This window comes from Halothiobacillus sp. (assembly GCF_027346185.1).
Lineage (GTDB): Bacteria > Pseudomonadota > Gammaproteobacteria > Halothiobacillales > Halothiobacillaceae > Halothiobacillus.
The window spans coordinates 1-16796 of the sequence record NZ_DAIESY010000058.1; the positions used below are offsets into that span (position 1 = coordinate 1).

The following is a 16796-nucleotide window of genomic DNA, read 5'->3' on the forward strand; positions in this document are numbered from 1 at the left end:
GCCAGAATACACCATGATGGTTCGGAGAAGTTTTGCGTGTCTGTGGCCCATTCCGTACAAGAAGATGGGGCGTATCGATAATGCAAATGCCGGTCATGCCCCCTTATGAGGTGTTAATTCAAGGTAAGATGATCGATCGTAATGTCGTTCTTTTGCCCCATGGTTGTGATATTTGGCTGTGACTTTTGAATGTTGATGAATAACCCGGAATCCTCCAGCGCTCATGCCCTGCGTTTCGCGCGCCTTTTTGCCGAGGCGTGTCGTGGGTTTGCGCCTGCTTCGCAGTATGAGGTCGGTTTTGAGCGGGCGCTGGGTGTGGTCTGGTTTGGTGAACCGCCCAGCGATTGTTCGCCCCAGATGGCCGATGTGCCATTCATGTCCGTCCCCATGCCCGTGCTGCAAACGGATCGTACGGGGGCGGGCGAGCTTTGGCTGGGCGGGGCCGTATCCGCGACGAAGGAATTCGAGGGCATTCGGTACCGTGCGGACGACGATGTGCTGTTCGGAACAATCACCATCGGCGGGAAAGACAACCACATGGCCGTGGATAGTCAGTCGGTTTATGAACGTATGTTCCGTTTGCTCGATCAGGCCGGATATCCGTATTTGTGGCGTACCTGGAATTTTCTGGCGGACATCCATGGCAATGACCAAGGGCTTGAGCGTTACCGGCAGTTCAATGTTGGCCGCCAGGCTGCCTATGACGCGCGCCAGCAGGCTGTCGAAAGCTGCGCACCGGCGGCCTGTGCGCTGGGGATGCGCGATGGCGGCTTTTGTGTCGGCTTTCTTGCGGGGCGCGTGGCGCCGATCCTGCTGGAAAATCCAAGACAAGTCAGCGCCTACCATTATCCCGATACCTATGGCCCGCGCAGCCCGACGTTCTCTCGCGCCACGTTGGTGCCGTTGAGTGATGCGTATCTACTGCTGATTTCCGGCACGGCCAGCATCGTCGGTCACGAGAGCCGACATCTTGGCAATGTGCGGGCGCAAACGCGGGAAACCTTGGCGAATATCTCCGAAATCGTCGCGCAAGCCAATGACCGACTGAACGCCGCCTGGGCAAACGATCGCCTGCCGCAAGGGCCGGGCTTCATGCTTAACGATCTGCAGCTTCGCGTATACGTGCGGCGACCGGAGGATGCCGACGCCGTGCGGCGTGAGTTGGGGGTATGTTTGGGCAGGGATCTCAACGTCTGTTTTGTGCAGGCCGATGTGTGTCGGCAGGAGCTGCTGGTCGAAATCGAAGCGAGCGGACGGGTTCGTCGAACACGCGATGACCAGGAGGCGCGATAGTGCTGGCTCTTCGCCGCTTGCGCGCGGTATTTCAGACTCTTCATGAGGTCACCTCTATGGTGTTGGGGGTGTCCTCTTTTACCCTGTTGTGTCTAGTCTGGTTGCCGTTCGTCTGGGTTTTGCGGCCATTGTTTTCCGGGGAGGCACGGCGTCTTATTGGTCATCGTATCGGGCGGCGATTCATTCATCAGGGCTTTCGCCTTTATCTCGGTTTTTTGCGACTGTTCTGCGCCAACCATTTTGATCTTGCGGCACTGGATGCGTTAAGAAATGCGCCGCCGCGGGTGCTGGTGGCCAATCATCCTTCATTGCTGGATGTCTTGCTGATCGTTTCCCGGCTGCCGAATGTGGTGTGCGTGATGAAAGCCGGGCTGATGAACAATATCCTGTTCGGGGCCGCCGCGCGCATGGCGGGCTACATTCGCAACGACGGCCCGCTGGAAATGATTCTGCAGGCCGAAGCGGCCTTGGCCGAGGGCGCGCATGTGCTGATTTTTCCCGAAGGCGGGCGCACGGTCGAATTTCCGCTCGATCCCTTCGGCCAAAGTGCTGCCTTGATCGCCCGGCGTGCCAATGTGTCGATTCAATCCCTGCTGATCGGTTTTTCCAGCCCCTACCTCGGAAAACACTGGCCGTTATGGCGGCGGCCCGAATTGCCGTTACGCTGGTCTGTGCACCTCGGTACGTGTTATACCCGGCCCGCCGATGTGACGGCCTGCACCCGCCAGATGGAACACGACATGCGAATGGCATTAAGCGCACAACCCGGATCGAGCCGCCCATGATTGATTCTTCCCTGTTTGAATCATTTGGGCACCTCGTGCTCATCCCGAGCTACAACCCCGGAGAGAAGGTGTTCGAAACGCTGGCGGCGGCGCGCGCGCAATGGTCACCGGTGTGGGTGGTGGTCGATGGCAGTAACGATGGCACAACCGAACGCCTGTTGGGCCTGGCTCAAACCGATCCGGGTTTGCGTGTGCTCGTGCTGCCGGAAAATCAGGGCAAGGGCGCGGCGATCCTGTATGGCTTGGTCGAAGCGCAAAAGGCAGGCTTCACCCACGCGCTGACGATGGATGCCGACGGCCAGCATCCGGCAGAGCGCATCCCCGATTTCATGCAGCAATCACTGCAGGCACCTGAGGCCATGATTCTGGGCAAGCCCGTTTTTGCGGCCGATGCGCCCAAGCTGCGCGTCTATGGACGGCAGGTTTCCAACACCTGGGCGAATCTGGAAACCCTGTGGATGGGCATCGGCGATTCGCTGTTCGGCTTTCGGGTCTACCCCATCGAACCGCTCAAGAAGATCATGTTGCGCCATCGCTGGATGCGCCGGTTCGACTTTGACCCCGAAGCGGTCGTGCGGCTCTGTTGGGCGGGCGTTCGGCCCATCAATGTGCCGACGACGGTGCGTTACTTCACGGCGGAAGAAGGCGGTGTGTCGCACTTCAATTATCTGCGCGACAACCTGCTGCTGACCGGGATGCACACCCGATTGTTTTTGGGTTTTCTGTGGCGATTGCCTAAACTTTTGGTGCAGCGGCTGTTTTCCCGCTACCGTTAACCCGGTTTCGATGACGCGCCGAGCCACGCAACCGTGGCTTCTGCTGTGCGTTCGGCAATCAGTGCCACCGCATGCGCGATGGCGTCCTCAACATCAACGCTATCCCTGCACAAAGGCCAAGCGGCCCACAAGCCCAACGTTTTGATTTGCGCGTGTGTCATGCGCACGCTGCCCGCAATGCAGATGACCGGTTTATCGAATCGACGTGCGCGACGGATGACTTCAGCGACGACCTTGCCTTGTGCCGTCTGCGTATCCAGCGCCCCTTCGCCCGTCAGCACGAGATCGGCTTGTTCGATGGCTGCGTCCAGCGCCAGCAAATCGGCCAGATACGCGCTGCCCCTTTGCCTTGTTGCGCCCAGCACGGCGCCAAGGGCAAACCCCAAGCCACCTGCTGCGCCCATGCCGGGCGCATCGGGCGCGCAGTGCAGTTGCCTGACCGTTTCTATGTGCGCGGCGATCTGCCGGAGCCGCGCATCCATTTCTGCAACATCACTTGCTGCCAGCCCCTTTTGCGGGCCGAAAACCGCAGTAGCGCCGTCCGGACCGGTCAGCGGGTTGTCCACATCGGTCAGGCAGATGAGTTCGACGTGCGCGAGACGCGTATCCAGTTCGGAAAAATTGACCCGATCCAGCGTTTTGAGGCCATCCGGCGTTGGGGTGAGCGGCTGGTCGTTCTTGTTTAGAAATCGAACACCCAAGGCCGAGAGCATCCCCGCACCCGCGTCGTTGGTGCCGCTACCGCCCAGGCCGATCACCAGCTTTTGCGCGCCACGATCCAGCGCACACCGCAGCAATTCACCGACACCGCGCGTGTCGAACTGCCACGGATTGCGCCGCCCCGGGGCGGTGAGATTCAAGCCACAGGCGCTGGCGGCTTCGATGACGGCCATGTCCTGTGCCGGAACCCAGCCCCACGACGCGTCGACCATTGCACCATCTGGCCCATGCACGCGGTCACGGCGCCATTGCCCATTCAACGCCTGCGTGATGCGCTCCGCCGTGCCTTCGCCGCCATCGGCCATGGGGATGCATTCGATTCGGGCATCCGGCACCACGAGGCGGACGCCCTGCGCCATGGCTTTGGCCGCAGCCGGGCTGGATAAGCTGCCCTTGAAGCTATCCGGGCAGATAACAATGCGTAATCTCATGGATATCCCCGGTGGCGAAGGCTTGATGATTAGAAATGGTTTTATCGAAGCGGGTGAAGCGATTCCGACACTGCCTTGCCACAAACCGCCGCAGGTCGGAAGAGTCTTGCTACAATAACCGCCATTTTCTTCCAAAATATTTTAAACGGCGATCTTTCCGTGACTGATTACAAATCAACGCTTAACCTGCCCGATACCCCTTTCCCCATGCGCGGCAACCTGCCGCAGCGCGAGCCCGAGCGTTTGGCGCAGTGGCAGCAACTGGAATTGTATCGCGCGATTCGCGCCGTCAGTGCCGGTCGGCCCAAATTCGTGCTGCACGATGGCCCGCCCTACGCCAACGGCGATATTCATATCGGTCACGCCGTGAACAAGGTGCTCAAGGACATGATCGTCAAGTCCAAGCAGCTTGCAGGGTTCGACGCGCCGTATGTGCCGGGTTGGGATTGTCACGGTTTGCCGATTGAATTGATGGTCGAACGCGAACACGGCAAGCCGGGCGCCAAGCTTTCCGCGCAGGAATTCCGTGCTGCCTGCCGCGTTTATGCGCAAAGCCAGATCGACCGCCAGATGGCCGATTTTATCCGACTGGGTGTGATCGGTGACTGGGCCAATCCGTACAAAACGATGGATTTTGCCACCGAGGCGGACATCGTGCGTGCGCTGGCGGGCATCATCGAGAACGGCCATCTGCATCGAGGCGAGAAGCCGGTACACTGGTGCGTGGATTGCGGCTCGGCGCTGGCCGAAGCGGAGGTCGAATATCAGGACAAGAAATCCGACCAGATCGATGTGGCCTTTACGGCCGTGGATTCCGCCGCCGTGCACCGCGCCTTCGGGATTGACAGCAGCGCGCCGGTTTCGGTGGTTATCTGGACGACCACCCCGTGGACGCTGCCCGCCAATCAGGCCGTGGCGATCAACCCGGAACTGGATTATGCACTGATCGAACTGACCGATGGTCGTCGCATTATTCTGGCCGAAGCCCTGCGTGAATCGGCACTGTCGCGGATGAAGCTAGAAGGCGCCGTGCTGGGCACCACGCCCGGCGCAGAACTCGAAGGCCTGCATGTGCAGCACCCGTTCCTGAACCGGCAGGTGCTGTTGGTTCTGGGCGAGCATGTCACGACCGATGCCGGTACAGGCGCGGTGCACACGGCACCGGCGCATGGCGAGGACGACTTCAAGGTCGGTCAGCGTTATGGCCTGCCGGTGGATAACCCGGTCGATGGCAGTGGTCACTTCCTGCCCGACACGCCCTTTGTTGGTGGCATGAACCTCAAGGATGGCGGCGTAAAAATCCTCGAAATCATGCAGGAATCCGGCGCGCTGTTGGCGCACAGCCGCTTCACGCACAGCTATCCGCACTGCTGGCGGCACAAAACGCCGCTGATTTTCCGCGCGACCGGCCAGTGGTTCATCTCGATGGAACAGAACGAACTGCGCGAGCAGGCCATGGCGGCGATCAAGACCGTCCGCTTCGTGCCCGAATGGGGTGAAGCGCGCATTGCAGGCATGATCGAAAATCGCCCGGACTGGTGCATCTCGCGCCAGCGCACTTGGGGCGTGCCGATTGCGCTGTTCGTCGATAAACAAACCGGCGAGCCGCATCCGGACGCACCACGGCTGATGCGCGCGGTGGCCGACCGGATCGAGCAAACCGGTATCGATGCGTGGTTCTCGCTCGACCCGAAAGAGATCCTCGGTGCCGATGCCGACCGCTACGAGAAAGTCACCGATACGCTGGATGTCTGGTTCGATTCGGGCGTTACCCACGCCACCGTGCTCGACCGCCGCCCGGAGCTGACCTGGCCGGCCGACCTGTATCTGGAAGGCTCGGATCAGCACCGCGGCTGGTTCCAGTCGTCGCTGCTGACGGGGGTGGCGCTCAAGGGCGCGGCACCTTATCGCGGTGTGCTCACCCATGGCTTCACGGTCGATGCGCAGGGCCGCAAGATGTCCAAGTCGCTCGGCAACGTGGTCGCACCGCAAAAGGTCATCGACAAGATGGGCGCGGACGTGCTGCGCCTGTGGGTGGCCTCGACCGATTTCTCCGGCGAGATGACCGTCTCCGACGAAATCCTGCAACGGGCGGGCGACGCCTATCGCCGCATCCGCAACACGGCACGCTATCTGCTGGCCAACATCAACGATTTCGACCCGAACACCGATTGCGTGGCAAACGAAGACTTGCTGCCGCTGGATGCCTGGCTGCTCGATCACGCCGCACAACTGCATCAAGCCGTGTTGGCGGATTTTGAAACCTACGACTTCCACAGCCTCGTGGTGCGGGTGCACCATTTCTGCTCTATCGAGCTTGGCGCGTTCTACCTCGATATCGTCAAGGATCGCATCTACACCGGCCAGAAAAACGCGCCGATGCGCCGCTCGGCGCAAACCGTGATGTGGCGCGTGATCGAGGCGCTCACTCGCTGGATGGCGCCGATCACCTCGTTCACGGCCGACGAGCTTTGGGCGCATCTGCCCACGCTGGCCGAGCCTCGGGCGCCTTCGGTGTTTCTGGTAACGCATACCCATGATCTGGTGACCGTGCTCAGCGATGAGCAACGCGCGTTTTGGGCGAAGTTGATCGACCTGCGCGATGTTGTCAATCGCTACGCCGAAGTCGCCCGCAACGAAAAGATCATCAAGGCCAACCTCTCTGCGAAGGTGACGCTGTTTGTCGATGATATGCTGGCCGATTTCCTCAAACCCATCCGCGACGAACTGAGGTTTGTGTTGATCGTCTCTGAACTGGATGTATTGCCACTGGCAAACGCGCCGACGACAGCCACGGTTGAAACCCTGCCGAGTGGCGAGAAAATGGCCGTGCAGATCGCCGCGAGCGTTGCGCCCAAGTGTGAGCGCTGCTGGCATCTGCAGCCGGATGTCGGCAGCCATGCTGCGCATCCGACGCTTTGTGGTCGTTGTATCGAGAATATCGACGGCGCGGGCGAAACGCGGGTCTGGGCATGAACAGTTCCAACAAGCCGGGTCAGTTTTATTGGCACAACCCCCACTGGCTGTGGCTATCCCTGCTGGTGATTGGCGTGGATGCGGGGAGTAAATGGCTGGCGAGTCATTTCCTGCAGTACGCCAGGCCGGTGGAGCTGACCGGGTTTTTCAACCTCACCCTGTTGCACAATCACGGCGCGGCGTTTTCCTTTCTGGCGAATGCCGATGGCTGGCAGCGCTGGGGCTTCGCCGTGCTGGCCTTCATCGTGGCGCTGGGGCTGATGGTTTGGTTGCTGCGGATTCCCCGCGCCCAAGAAGGCGCGCGGCGGGGTGTTGGCATGATCAAGGTTGCGATTGCGCTGATCATCGGTGGGGCGATCGGCAACCTGATCGATCGGCTGACCTTGGGTTATGTGGTTGATTTTCTGGATTTTCATTGGCACGGTTATCACTGGCCCGCCTTCAATGTGGCCGATAGCGCGATTGTCCTTGGCGTAGCCTTGCTGATTTTGTTCGAATTACGCCCGAGCACAGAAAAACCAAATCAGGAGCACGCTTCCTCATGACGAACCCAAGCGATGCCAAGACTGCCGTACCGGTCATCACGCGGGGTGCAACAGTGACGCTGCACTACGAGATTCGCCTGCCGGATAATCGCGTGGCGGACTCAACCTTCGATGCTGAGCCGATGATCTTTATCGTCGGTGATGGCAGCCTTCAGTCCCGTTTGGAAGAATCGCTGCTCGGACTACCGCAAGGCGAGCAAACCCGCATCCTGCTGACGCCAGAATTCGCGTTTGGTGAACCCGACCCCGAGATGATCCACGAGCTGCCTCGTGCGGATGTGCCCGATGACCTTAGCTTGAGAGTCGACGATCTGGTCGAATTCAACCTGCCGAACGGCGATACAGTGGCGGGCACCGTGCGGGCGATCAACGAGGAAACCCTGCTGGTGGATTTCAATCACCCGCTGGCGGGCATGAATATTCAGTTCATCGTCAACGTGCTGGCGGTCGAGCCGCCTGCCCGAGAATCTGTTCAGGAGACTAAGGCATGAACATTCTGTTAGCCAACCCGCGCGGATTTTGTGCCGGGGTGGATCGGGCCGTCGAGATTGTCGATCGCGCGTTGGATCTGTTCGGAGCGCCGATTTTTGTGCGTCACGAAATCGTGCATAACCGTTATATCGTCGAAAACCTCAAGCGCAAAGGTGCGATTTTCATCGAGGAACTGGCCGAAGTGCCCGATGACGCCACCCTGATCTTCTCCGCACACGGCGTATCCCGAGCGATTGAAGACGAAGCCGCCGCACGAGGCTTGCGTATTTTCGATGCGACCTGCCCGCTGGTCACCAAGGTGCATCTGGAAGTCGAGCGTCACGCGCGTCAGGGTCAGGATGTTGTCCTGATCGGTCATGCCGGTCATCCGGAAGTCGAGGGCACGATGGGCCATTTCGATCCACGTCACGGCGGTCGGATTCATTTGATCGAACGCATCGACGACGTGGCGAATCTCTCTGTCGAGAACCCCAATGGCCTGGCGTACTCCACCCAAACCACGCTTTCGGTTGATGAAACCCAGATGATTATCGCCGCATTGCGTCAGCGTTTCCCCAAGATCGAAGGGCCAAAGAAAGATGACATCTGCTATGCCACGCAGAACCGCCAGGATGCCGTGCGCGAATTGACGCTAACATGCGACGTGATTCTCGTCGTCGGCTCGAAAACAAGCTCCAACTCTAATCGTCTGCGCGAAATTGCCGAGCAGGCCGGCAAGGCTGCCTACCTGATCGATGGCGTGGAAGACATCAGCGAGGACTGGTTTGGAAGCTGTGCCTGCGTGGGGGTGACGGCGGGTGCTTCCGCACCGGAAATTCTGGTTCAGCAGGTGCTGGCGCATCTCAAGGATCGCTTTGCCGCCACACTGATCGAAACGCCACCGCAAATCATCGAACACATGGTATTTGCATTGCCCAAATCCCTGCGCGCCTAGGCCCCGTGTTGAATGGAACAGGAGGAACGCATGAACAATACGAACCGTGCTCATTTTTTGCCGTTTTACCGTTTGGCTTGGCTGCTGTTGTGCGCGCTGATGCTGATACCGAATGCACGGGCGGCGGATAGTCGGGCGTTAGCCGCAACAATCGCCAGCCAGTTACCGGCAACTACCTGGTTCAAGGAAGGTAACGGTCAAAAGATCGTGTATTTCTTCTTCGATCCCAACTGTCCGCACTGCAATGAAGCCTATGAACGCATCAAACCGATTCTGGCCGCGGATCGGGATATCCAGATGCGCTACGTGCCGATGGGTGTGCTGTTACCGAGTTCGGCGGGCAAGGCGGCGGCCATCATGCAATCCGCCGACCCGCTGGCTGCGTACCACCGCATGGAGGATGGTTACGGCTTCTCCTCGCAGGGGGATGGTGGCGCCATCGAGCCGATCAAGGATATCTCGCCAGCCACGCAAAAAGCCTTGGACGCGAACTACGCGATTTTGAAGAACAATCGCATTCCCGGCATGCCTCTGATCGTGTTTCAGGGGGACGATGGAAAACCCTTTATGATGTTCGGCGCCAAATCCGCCGAGTTCTACCGCAAGCTGCTGGCTCATGTTGCCCCCGGCCCGTTCGGTGGCGGACACCCCATTCCATGAATGACGAGCGATCCCACCGGACATGAACGGCTTTTCCTATGTATGGCAGGGCTTTAGCCTGATGTGGCGACCGGGTGTCCGCCGGTTCGTGCTGATCCCTTTGCTCATCAACATCGTGTTATTCGGCGCGGGCATGTGGGCTGGCGTGCATTATGCCCACCAATGGCTCGACGGCCTGCTGCCCGGCTGGCTGGAATGGCTCAACTGGATTTTGATCCCGTTGCTGTTCATCGGCCTGATGCTGGTGGCCTATTTCAGCTTCACCATCATCGCCAATTTCATCGCCGCACCGTTCAATGCCCTGTTGGCGCAAAAGCTGGAAATGCAGCTGACCGGCAAACCCACGCCGGAGGACGACACCTCGCTCTGGCACCTCACACTGAAAACCGTGGCTGCCGAATGGCGCAAATTTCGCTATTTTCTGGCTTATGCGATTCCGCTGTTGCTGATTTCCTTCGTGCCGGGGCTGAACCTGCTCGCACCGTTTTTGTGGTTTGCCTTCTCTGCCTGGATGATGACGTTGCAGTACGTCGATGCCCCGGCGGGTAATCATCTTTTGGAATTCGATGCACAAAAAAGCTGGCTTAAAACGATGCCAGCCACGTCATTGACTTTTGGTACAGCCATGACCGGCATGACAATGGTGCCGGTATTGAATTTTTTTGCCTTGCCCGTTGGGGTATGCGGTGCGACCGCACTCTGGGTAGAGCGGCGACCGCGACCAACCCATGACTCGGTTAAACGTTAATTTCCTTGACCCAGAAATCATGCAGATTACAGGTGCTGGTGACTCTGACGAGTCCCTTGTAGCCTTCCGGCAAGGTGTGCTCCGACGTGGGCTTGTCTTTCCAGTTAAAGGTTTTGCGATCCAGGAATTTGCCGTCTTTTAGCACGACCGTGTGGCTGACAATGTAATGCGCCTCGCTCATCGGGTGCGGGGTATGGATATGCAGTTTGCCGTCTTTAACTTCTGTGTCCGGCACATGAAGTGATTCCACTGCTTTCCAGTGGCCGGGGTTTTGGGTATCAAAAACCACATTTTGATAATGCGCTTCACCCGCTTGTGCGGCTTGCGAGCCCAGTGCCAAGGCGGCCGTGCCGAGTGTGGCGGTGCTGATAAAGTGACGACGATTCATAACATGCTCCTTTCACAAATGACCAGGATTGGTCATCAGGAGCATAGACAATTATTTACCCGTGAAACTAATTTTTCGGTCGGTCGATGTCGTGCGCCTGCCGGGCATCGTTGATCAGCGTGTTTATTGCCCCATACCCTCAACGGTTAGGAACTGGAACAGCTTGGCCGGTTTGAACAATGTGAGCGCATTACCGGAATAACCCCCTCGTGTGCCAGAGGCAAGCGCAAAACCGACACCGACCACGGAGCCCCGGATGCGACACCCAGAGAAAATCAGGCAGCCGGACGGCTTTCTGGCGGTGCCATGAACTCCGGGCCGACCGGATCGGTAACCGTCTCAGCCAGGATGCGGTCGATCTCTGCTTGATCGGCATCGGTCAGCGACCAGCCGAAGATCGCATCGACCGGCTCCAGTTGATCCGGCCGACGCGCGCCCCATAATGCAGTCACCACCCCCGGCTGATCGATCAGCCAGCGCAGCGCCAGGTGGATCACGCGGCGATCGAAACGTTCTCGGGCGAACTGGTCCAAGCGTTCCACTGCGGCCAGATACTGGGCAAACCGTGGCGGCTGGAACTTCGGGTCGTTCTGGCGCAGATCATCGCCTTCGAATTTTCGATCTGCCGACATCGCCCCGGACAGCAGGCCACGACACAGTGCGCCGTAGGTCACCATGCCGATATCATGCTTCACGCAATAGGGTGCGACGTCCGCCTCGATGCCGCGCTCGAACAGGTTATACGGTGGCTGTGCGGTTGCTATCGGCACGACCGACGAGAGACGATCCATCTGTTCGGGGCTGAAATTGCTGACACCGACCGCGCGAATCTTGCCCGACTGGCGCATATCCTCCAGCGTCCGCGCTGTCTCCTCGAACGGGGTCCCCTCGTCGGGCCAGTGGATCTGATAGATATCGATGGTGTCGGTCTGCAGCCGGCGCAGGGAATCCTCCAGCTCCTGCTGCAGGCGTTCGGGTGCGCTGTTGCGCCGAATCCCGTCACCGCTCCAGTCGAGGCCAGCCTTGGTGGCCAGAATAATCTTGTCGCGCTGCCCGTATTCGGCCAGGGCGCGACCGACGATTTCCTCCGAGCGGCCGAAACCATATACCGGTGCGGTATCGATCAGACGGATGCCACGATCCAGTGCGGCATGAATGGTACGGATGGCCTCGGCCTCGTCTGTACCACCCCACATCCAGCCACCAATGGCCCAGGTACCCAGACCAATACGCGGCACCGTCAAATCAGCTGACTTGAGTGTAATGAATTCCATCTTGCATTCCCCCTTGGTTGGCGATTAATTAGCTTGCTACTAAAAGCATAGATGCTTACGCCCGATTTGTAATCAATAGGCGAATCAGAACCCGGCCAATTAAGCTCAAAATGGATCACGCGCCTCCCCGATGACAACCAGTGTCCGGCCCATCAGTGGCCACGCTATCCCCCCGCAACAAATCCGGTATTCGCCCTGAGTGCAGGGATTTATTATGGGGAAGTTCTGTACAAATGCAGATGTTCTGAAAGCAAAACTCGCATCTTTTGGCTTTGGACCCGCTGAAAATTTCAGGATGGTATTATTCAAAGTGGCCCTTGAAAAATAGTTGCGCCCGGGGCGGGAATACACCGAACCGTATTTTCGTTGCCCGGTTGCTAAGGAACCTCTGATTGAATCCTTCGTGGCCGAGACGGGCTTTTGAGGGATGAGTCGCAAGGCGCGGCGCGAAACGAATGGTTATTCCATTCGTGAGCGTCGCAACACAGCGAATCGCCCTCAAAAGCCCGTCCCATGGGGGTTGCCGCCCAAAAGCCGCAACACTTCGTTATCGGCCTTGGCATCGTAGCGTAAACTACGACCTGCGGCCTCTGCCTCGTTTTGCGGCTTTTGGATCAGCAACTCGGCTCATGAGGGATTCAATCAGAGGTTCCCTAAGTTGGCCAATCAGAACGGGTTTCATTCACCAGCGCGAGGCGCAGATCACACATGCCCCATGTTTTGGATAACGACACCCTTATCAACACCGTCCGCCAATGGGTGGAGCAGCTCGTCATCGGCTACAACCTCTGCCCTTTTGCCAAGCGCGAACTTGTCCGCGAACGCGTGCGGTTCGTCGTGAGCCGGGCGCAGGATGAAGAGCAACTGCTCGTCGATCTGGAAAACGAACTGACTTTGCTGGGCGCGGATGAGGGTATTGAAACCACCTTGCTCATCACGCCGCAGGTTTTGCAGGATTTTTTCGACTTCAACCAGTTTCTGGGGCGAGCCGATCGGCGCGTGGCGCAATTGAAACTCAAGGGCGTGTTTCAGATCGCGAGCTTCCACCCTGATTACCAGTTCGGCGGCACCGAACCCGATGATGCCGAAAACTACACCAATAAATCGCCCTATCCCGTGCTACATCTGTTACGGGAAGCCAGCCTGGATCGGGCGATCGAGAACTACCCCGATGCCGAATCCATCCCCGAGCGCAATATCGAGCAGTTGGAGCTGATGGGTTCGGATCAATTGCGACGGCTGCTGGAAGATTGTTTTAACAGGTAAAATCGCCCGTGCAACCGCATCCATGCTGCGAATAACCTCTGGGGGGTCTCGTCGGACTTCAGGCAAATCCCTTCTAAATCCCCCTCGTTCCCCCTTTTATAAAGGGGGAGGCGCACAAACTCAAAAAAAGCCGATTCAGCCCCCCTTTGAAAAAAGGGGGGCGGGGGGATTTACGGTTCGTAACCTATAATCGAGGGATTCTGACTTCGTGCAGAGATCCTCCAACAGCAGAAATCACGAGCAAACGAAATGGCAGAGTCTTTATTCGATCAACTGAAAAAATCGGGCCTCGTGAGCGAGCAGAAAGCCAAGCAGGCCAAAAAAGCCAAGGGCAAGGCCCAGTTTCAGCAAACCAAACAGAGCAAGGCGCAGAAGAACAACGAAGCCACGCCCCTTGCGAGCGATGACTCAGTGGCAAGGGCCGCCGAGGAAAAAGCCGAACGCGCCCGACAACTGAATATAGAACGACAACAACAGCTTGCGAAGAAGGCCATGCAGGCCGAAGTGCGTCAGATCATCGAATCCAACCGCTTAAGCGGTTATGAGGGTTCCGTCCGCTATCATTTTGCCGATAACGGCAAGGTGAAAACCCTTGAAGTGAACCGGGAGACCCATCAACGCCTCGTCTCGTCCCGAATACGCATTGCCCGTTTTGATGGTGGTTACGCCCTGATTCCTGCCATCGCCGCCGAGAAGATCGAGCAGCGAGATACAAACGCATTGATTCCGATTCCGCAAAATGACGCATCTGTCTCGAAGGAAGATCAGGACTATTACGCACAGTTTGAAGTGCCGGATGATCTGACGTGGTGAGGCTGCCCGGTTGTGGGCTGCGCACGCTCTACGGGAATTAACGCGGTAAAAGTTACCGGGATGTTCAATGGGGAGGATTCCCGCCACCCCGGACGCGATAGGTGTTTTTCCCCGCCTGCTTGGCCTCGTACATGGCCTGATCGGCCAGCTGAACCAGCTCGTCTTCCGTCAGGCGTTTTTCAAGGCACTGCGCGATGCCGATACTGATGCCGATCTCCACGTCACGCGCCTCAATCATGAAGGGCTGGCCAATCGACTGAATGATGTTTTCAGCGACCTTGATCGCGTCTTCTGGCCGACTCAGGTCGGGCAGAATTACCGTGAACTCGTCCCCACCGAGACGCGCGACCGTATCGGAGGCTCGAACGGTTTGCGTGAGCCGTTTCGCCACGGCGATCAAAAGGAGATCACCCGCACGATGCCCGAGCGAATCATTCACTTGCTTGAACCCATCGAGGTCCATGTAAAACAGCGCCAGTGCCGTTTTGTTGCGTTTGGACTGGATCAACGCCATCCGCAGACGATCGAAAAAAAGCGATCGGTTAGGTAGTTGAGTCAGGGTGTCATAATGCGCCAGCCGCTCAACCGCTGCCTGTGCCTGTTTTTGGGGGGTGATATCTTGAAGCGTGCCGATGATCTTCAAGGCCACCCCTTCGTCATCAATCAACTGTTCACCTGTTTGACGCACGTATTTGACCACGTCACCCGGAAGCAACAGGCGGTGTTCAAGATGAAAGGGTATGCCGTCCTGTTCAAGCCGTTGAAAGGCTTCAGTCACCATGCGGCGGTCATCGGGGTGCACCCGACGGAGCAACTGGGCATGGATGGAACCCGCCGCTTGCGGATCGAGCGCCAGAATCTGGTACAGCTCATCCGACCAGTCCAACGCCCCTTCGCGCAGGTCACGTTCCCAGCTACCGACGTGTGCAATCCGTTGTGCTTCAACCAACTGCTGTTTTTTTTGTTTCATTTCTCGGGTCATGTTCTCTGCGAGTTTGAGCGCCCGCTCCCGCCCGCTGGCCAATTGCCAGACCATCAGCGCCAGCAGAAGGGTGGTACCCAGCCCACCAAAACGAATCAAATCGACCGACCGCGTGTCAAGCTGTTGATCGAATGCGGGCAGCGAGACAATTTGAATCGTCCAGGTCCGATGGGCGATCTCAAGCGTTCGGGTGTAGTCGAATACGGCCTTGTTTGCCTCAGATCTAGCCGCATCGCTTTGAAACAAAAGGTCTTCGGCGGCCGGGGTAGTACCATCAAAAATTGCAAGGCCGAAATCATCCTGTTGATCGCTCAGCAAACCGTTCATCAAATCGTTCATACGGAAGGCCGCATAAACCCAGCCTGTGAGCTGAAGACGACGCTCCTGAATGGTTTTCGGCACCTTGCCGTGGTGGTATTCTGGCAAGAACATCAGAACGCCAGACTGCTCTTGCTGGCCATTTTCCTGCACCAGTCGAACCTTGCCCGACATGACGACCTGATTGATATCACGGGCCTGATCCATCGCCGCGCGTCGAATCGGCTCGGCGTACATGTCATAGCCAAAGGCCCGCAGATTACGATCCGAGAACGGTTCGAGGTACACGATGGGGGCGTACTGGGCGCGGTTTCCGGGCGGATGGATTTCGAAGGCGGGAAAACCGCTCTGGTGGATCGATTTTGCCAGGCCGGCGGCATTTTGCTGGCTGACCCAGGGCGCGTAGCCCACCACCTGGAAACCCGGATAGTGCTGGCCGAGATTCAGTGCGGACACATAGGCATTGAACTGCTGGCGGGTCAGCGAATTGGAAGCCGCTTCGAGCCCGCGCAGACCACGCAGCACCTGCTCATACGCACTCAACCGCTGTTCAATCCGCAGCCGGATTTTCTGGCTTTGTTTGCCGAACTCGTCCGCATGCCTTAACTGCGCATTGTTTAGGGCCGCATTCTGCATAAAATACAGCCCCACCAGACCACTGACCAACACCAACAAGACCGGCAGGGAGATGGTGAATGCGCGCTTGGAACATTGCTTGCGCGGGCCTGAGAGGGTGGTTAACGCCAGCGGAAACATCACCACCACACCGAGCATATCGCCCGTCCACCAGTAGAACCCGTTGGTCAGAACCGAAGTCGATTCAATCGAGCCGATGGCCCACAGAGCAGACACCGCCAAACTCGAACCGATGAGGCAAATCAGCGGTGTCAGCAGCAAAACGGTGAGAAGGGATGGCCGCGCGGTACCCTGAGTTAAGTCGTTCCGCTCTGCGAGCCGACGAAAAACCAACCCGCCGACGCCCGCCTGCAGGGTCGAAGCCAACGCAATCAGAATCGCGCCCGCCGCAACCCGCCAATACACGGGGTCCGGTGCGTCCAGACCGACCCATAGATTCAGAATGGCAGCACCCGCAAACACCCCGGGCAACATGCGCATGCCGCCGAGAAACACGGCGGCCACGGCGATACCCGCCGGTAGGAATAAAGGCGCGGCATAGCCCGGATCAATGGCAAGCAGCGTGCGCAACTTGCCACTGATGACATACGCGACCACCAGCCAGATTACAGGCCATTTACTCTTGAGTGAGATGAACGAAATGATGGGCGGGAGGTTCATGGATAGGGGATCAGTACATGGGCCTGAAATGGGGTGAGCATGGAGCAAGTATCAAGGTAAATTGGCGATTTGTCTTGCCCATCGATACGTCGATCCCTT

General features: G+C 58.2%; 15 protein-coding genes. 11 read left to right on the forward strand and 4 right to left on the reverse strand.

Translation table 11 applies throughout. The features are described 5' to 3' along the window. Nucleotides 1–189 precede the first annotated feature (189 nt). The 3 genes from M7R55_RS04605 to M7R55_RS04615 are packed head-to-tail and all read left to right on the forward strand — an operon-like array spanning nucleotide 190 to nucleotide 2854. Nucleotides 190–1293, forward strand: a complete 1104-nt coding sequence (locus tag M7R55_RS04605) for a hypothetical protein (RefSeq protein WP_298218939.1) — start codon at nucleotides 190–192, stop codon at nucleotides 1291–1293. After that, nucleotides 1293–2078 carry a lysophospholipid acyltransferase family protein gene (locus M7R55_RS04610; RefSeq protein ID WP_298218941.1) on the forward strand — a complete coding sequence of 262 codons (786 nt, stop codon included), beginning with the start codon at nucleotides 1293–1295 and terminating at the stop codon, nucleotides 2076–2078. Before M7R55_RS04605 ends, M7R55_RS04610 begins: the two co-directional genes overlap by 1 nt. After that, nucleotides 2075–2854 (forward strand): glycosyltransferase family 2 protein, encoded by a 780-nt coding sequence (locus M7R55_RS04615; RefSeq protein ID WP_298218943.1) that lies wholly within the window; start codon nucleotides 2075–2077, stop codon nucleotides 2852–2854. The genes M7R55_RS04610 and M7R55_RS04615 overlap by 4 nt, the downstream gene beginning before the upstream one ends. Here the strand turns inward: M7R55_RS04615 and M7R55_RS04620 are convergent. After that, on the reverse strand, nucleotides 2851–4011 hold the full coding sequence (locus tag M7R55_RS04620) for a glycerate kinase (protein WP_298218966.1): 1161 nt from the start codon (nucleotides 4009–4011) through the stop codon (nucleotides 2851–2853). The genes M7R55_RS04615 and M7R55_RS04620 overlap by 4 nt on opposite strands. Before the next feature lie 153 nt (nucleotides 4012–4164). Between M7R55_RS04620 and ileS the strand changes: the two genes are divergently transcribed. From ileS to cysZ, 6 genes are read left to right on the forward strand one after another with little or no spacing between them, the layout of a single operon-like run. After that, nucleotides 4165–6981 carry an isoleucine--tRNA ligase gene (gene ileS, locus M7R55_RS04625; protein ID WP_298218945.1) on the forward strand — a complete coding sequence of 939 codons (2817 nt, stop codon included), beginning with the start codon at nucleotides 4165–4167 and terminating at the stop codon, nucleotides 6979–6981. After that, the gene (lspA, locus tag M7R55_RS04630) at nucleotides 6978–7526 is read left to right on the forward strand and encodes a signal peptidase II (RefSeq protein WP_298218947.1); all 549 of its coding nucleotides are present in this window, start codon (nucleotides 6978–6980) and stop codon (nucleotides 7524–7526) included. Before ileS ends, lspA begins: the two co-directional genes overlap by 4 nt. Then, entirely contained in the window at nucleotides 7523–8017 is a 495-nt protein-coding gene (locus M7R55_RS04635) for a peptidylprolyl isomerase (RefSeq protein ID WP_298218949.1), read from the forward strand. Before lspA ends, M7R55_RS04635 begins: the two co-directional genes overlap by 4 nt. Continuing rightward, the gene (ispH, locus tag M7R55_RS04640) at nucleotides 8014–8952 is read left to right on the forward strand and encodes a 4-hydroxy-3-methylbut-2-enyl diphosphate reductase (RefSeq protein ID WP_298218950.1); all 939 of its coding nucleotides are present in this window, start codon (nucleotides 8014–8016) and stop codon (nucleotides 8950–8952) included. The genes M7R55_RS04635 and ispH overlap by 4 nt, the downstream gene beginning before the upstream one ends. Before the next feature lie 30 nt (nucleotides 8953–8982). Further along, nucleotides 8983–9612: a thioredoxin fold domain-containing protein gene (locus M7R55_RS04645; RefSeq protein ID WP_298218952.1), complete on the forward strand. Its 630-nt coding sequence runs from the start codon at nucleotides 8983–8985 to the stop codon at nucleotides 9610–9612. Nucleotides 9613–9634: 22 nt separating this feature from the next. Continuing rightward, nucleotides 9635–10360 (forward strand): sulfate transporter CysZ, encoded by a 726-nt coding sequence (gene cysZ, locus M7R55_RS04650; RefSeq protein ID WP_298218954.1) that lies wholly within the window; start codon nucleotides 9635–9637, stop codon nucleotides 10358–10360. Here the strand turns inward: cysZ and M7R55_RS04655 are convergent. Then, complete coding sequence (locus M7R55_RS04655; protein WP_298218956.1) at nucleotides 10350–10748, reverse strand: desulfoferrodoxin family protein; 399 nt, start codon at nucleotides 10746–10748, stop codon at nucleotides 10350–10352. The genes cysZ and M7R55_RS04655 overlap by 11 nt on opposite strands. A 275-nt stretch (nucleotides 10749–11023) precedes the next feature. Then, complete coding sequence (locus M7R55_RS04660; RefSeq protein WP_298218958.1) at nucleotides 11024–12022, reverse strand: aldo/keto reductase; 999 nt, start codon at nucleotides 12020–12022, stop codon at nucleotides 11024–11026. A 708-nt stretch (nucleotides 12023–12730) separates the two neighbouring features. On the opposite strand from M7R55_RS04660, the gene M7R55_RS04665 reads away from it, so the two are divergent. Beyond that, a complete protein-coding gene (locus M7R55_RS04665; protein WP_298218960.1) occupies nucleotides 12731–13288 on the forward strand; it encodes a DUF1415 domain-containing protein in 558 nt (185 codons plus the stop codon). 249 nt (nucleotides 13289–13537) lie between these two features. Next, a complete protein-coding gene (locus M7R55_RS04670; protein ID WP_298218962.1) occupies nucleotides 13538–14101 on the forward strand; it encodes a DUF2058 domain-containing protein in 564 nt (187 codons plus the stop codon). Between the two features lie 64 nt (nucleotides 14102–14165). Here the strand turns inward: M7R55_RS04670 and M7R55_RS04675 are convergent, their stop codons facing one another. Continuing rightward, nucleotides 14166–16697, reverse strand: a complete 2532-nt coding sequence (locus tag M7R55_RS04675; RefSeq protein ID WP_298218964.1) for a CHASE domain-containing protein — start codon at nucleotides 16695–16697, stop codon at nucleotides 14166–14168. Nucleotides 16698–16796: the final 99 nt, after the last annotated feature.

What these genes read in the sequence shown, in the direction of transcription:
- M7R55_RS04605 (WP_298218939.1), top strand. Translation starts at nt 190, where the DNA reads ATGTTGATGAATAACCCGGAATCCTCCAGCGCTCATGCCCTGCGTTTC.
- M7R55_RS04615 (WP_298218943.1), top strand. Translation starts at nt 2,075, where the DNA reads ATGATTGATTCTTCCCTGTTTGAATCATTTGGGCACCTCGTGCTCATC.
- lspA (WP_298218947.1), top strand. Translation starts at nt 6,978, where the DNA reads ATGAACAGTTCCAACAAGCCGGGTCAGTTTTATTGGCACAACCCCCAC.
- M7R55_RS04635 (WP_298218949.1), top strand. Translation starts at nt 7,523, where the DNA reads ATGACGAACCCAAGCGATGCCAAGACTGCCGTACCGGTCATCACGCGG.
- ispH (WP_298218950.1), top strand. Translation starts at nt 8,014, where the DNA reads ATGAACATTCTGTTAGCCAACCCGCGCGGATTTTGTGCCGGGGTGGAT.
- M7R55_RS04645 (WP_298218952.1), top strand. Translation starts at nt 8,983, where the DNA reads ATGAACAATACGAACCGTGCTCATTTTTTGCCGTTTTACCGTTTGGCT.
- cysZ (WP_298218954.1), top strand. Translation starts at nt 9,635, where the DNA reads ATGAACGGCTTTTCCTATGTATGGCAGGGCTTTAGCCTGATGTGGCGA.
- M7R55_RS04655 (WP_298218956.1), bottom strand. Translation starts at nt 10,748, where the DNA reads ATGAATCGTCGTCACTTTATCAGCACCGCCACACTCGGCACGGCCGCC.
- M7R55_RS04660 (WP_298218958.1), bottom strand. Translation starts at nt 12,022, where the DNA reads ATGGAATTCATTACACTCAAGTCAGCTGATTTGACGGTGCCGCGTATT.
- M7R55_RS04665 (WP_298218960.1), top strand. Translation starts at nt 12,731, where the DNA reads ATGCCCCATGTTTTGGATAACGACACCCTTATCAACACCGTCCGCCAA.
- M7R55_RS04670 (WP_298218962.1), top strand. Translation starts at nt 13,538, where the DNA reads ATGGCAGAGTCTTTATTCGATCAACTGAAAAAATCGGGCCTCGTGAGC.
- M7R55_RS04675 (WP_298218964.1), bottom strand. Translation starts at nt 16,697, where the DNA reads ATGAACCTCCCGCCCATCATTTCGTTCATCTCACTCAAGAGTAAATGG.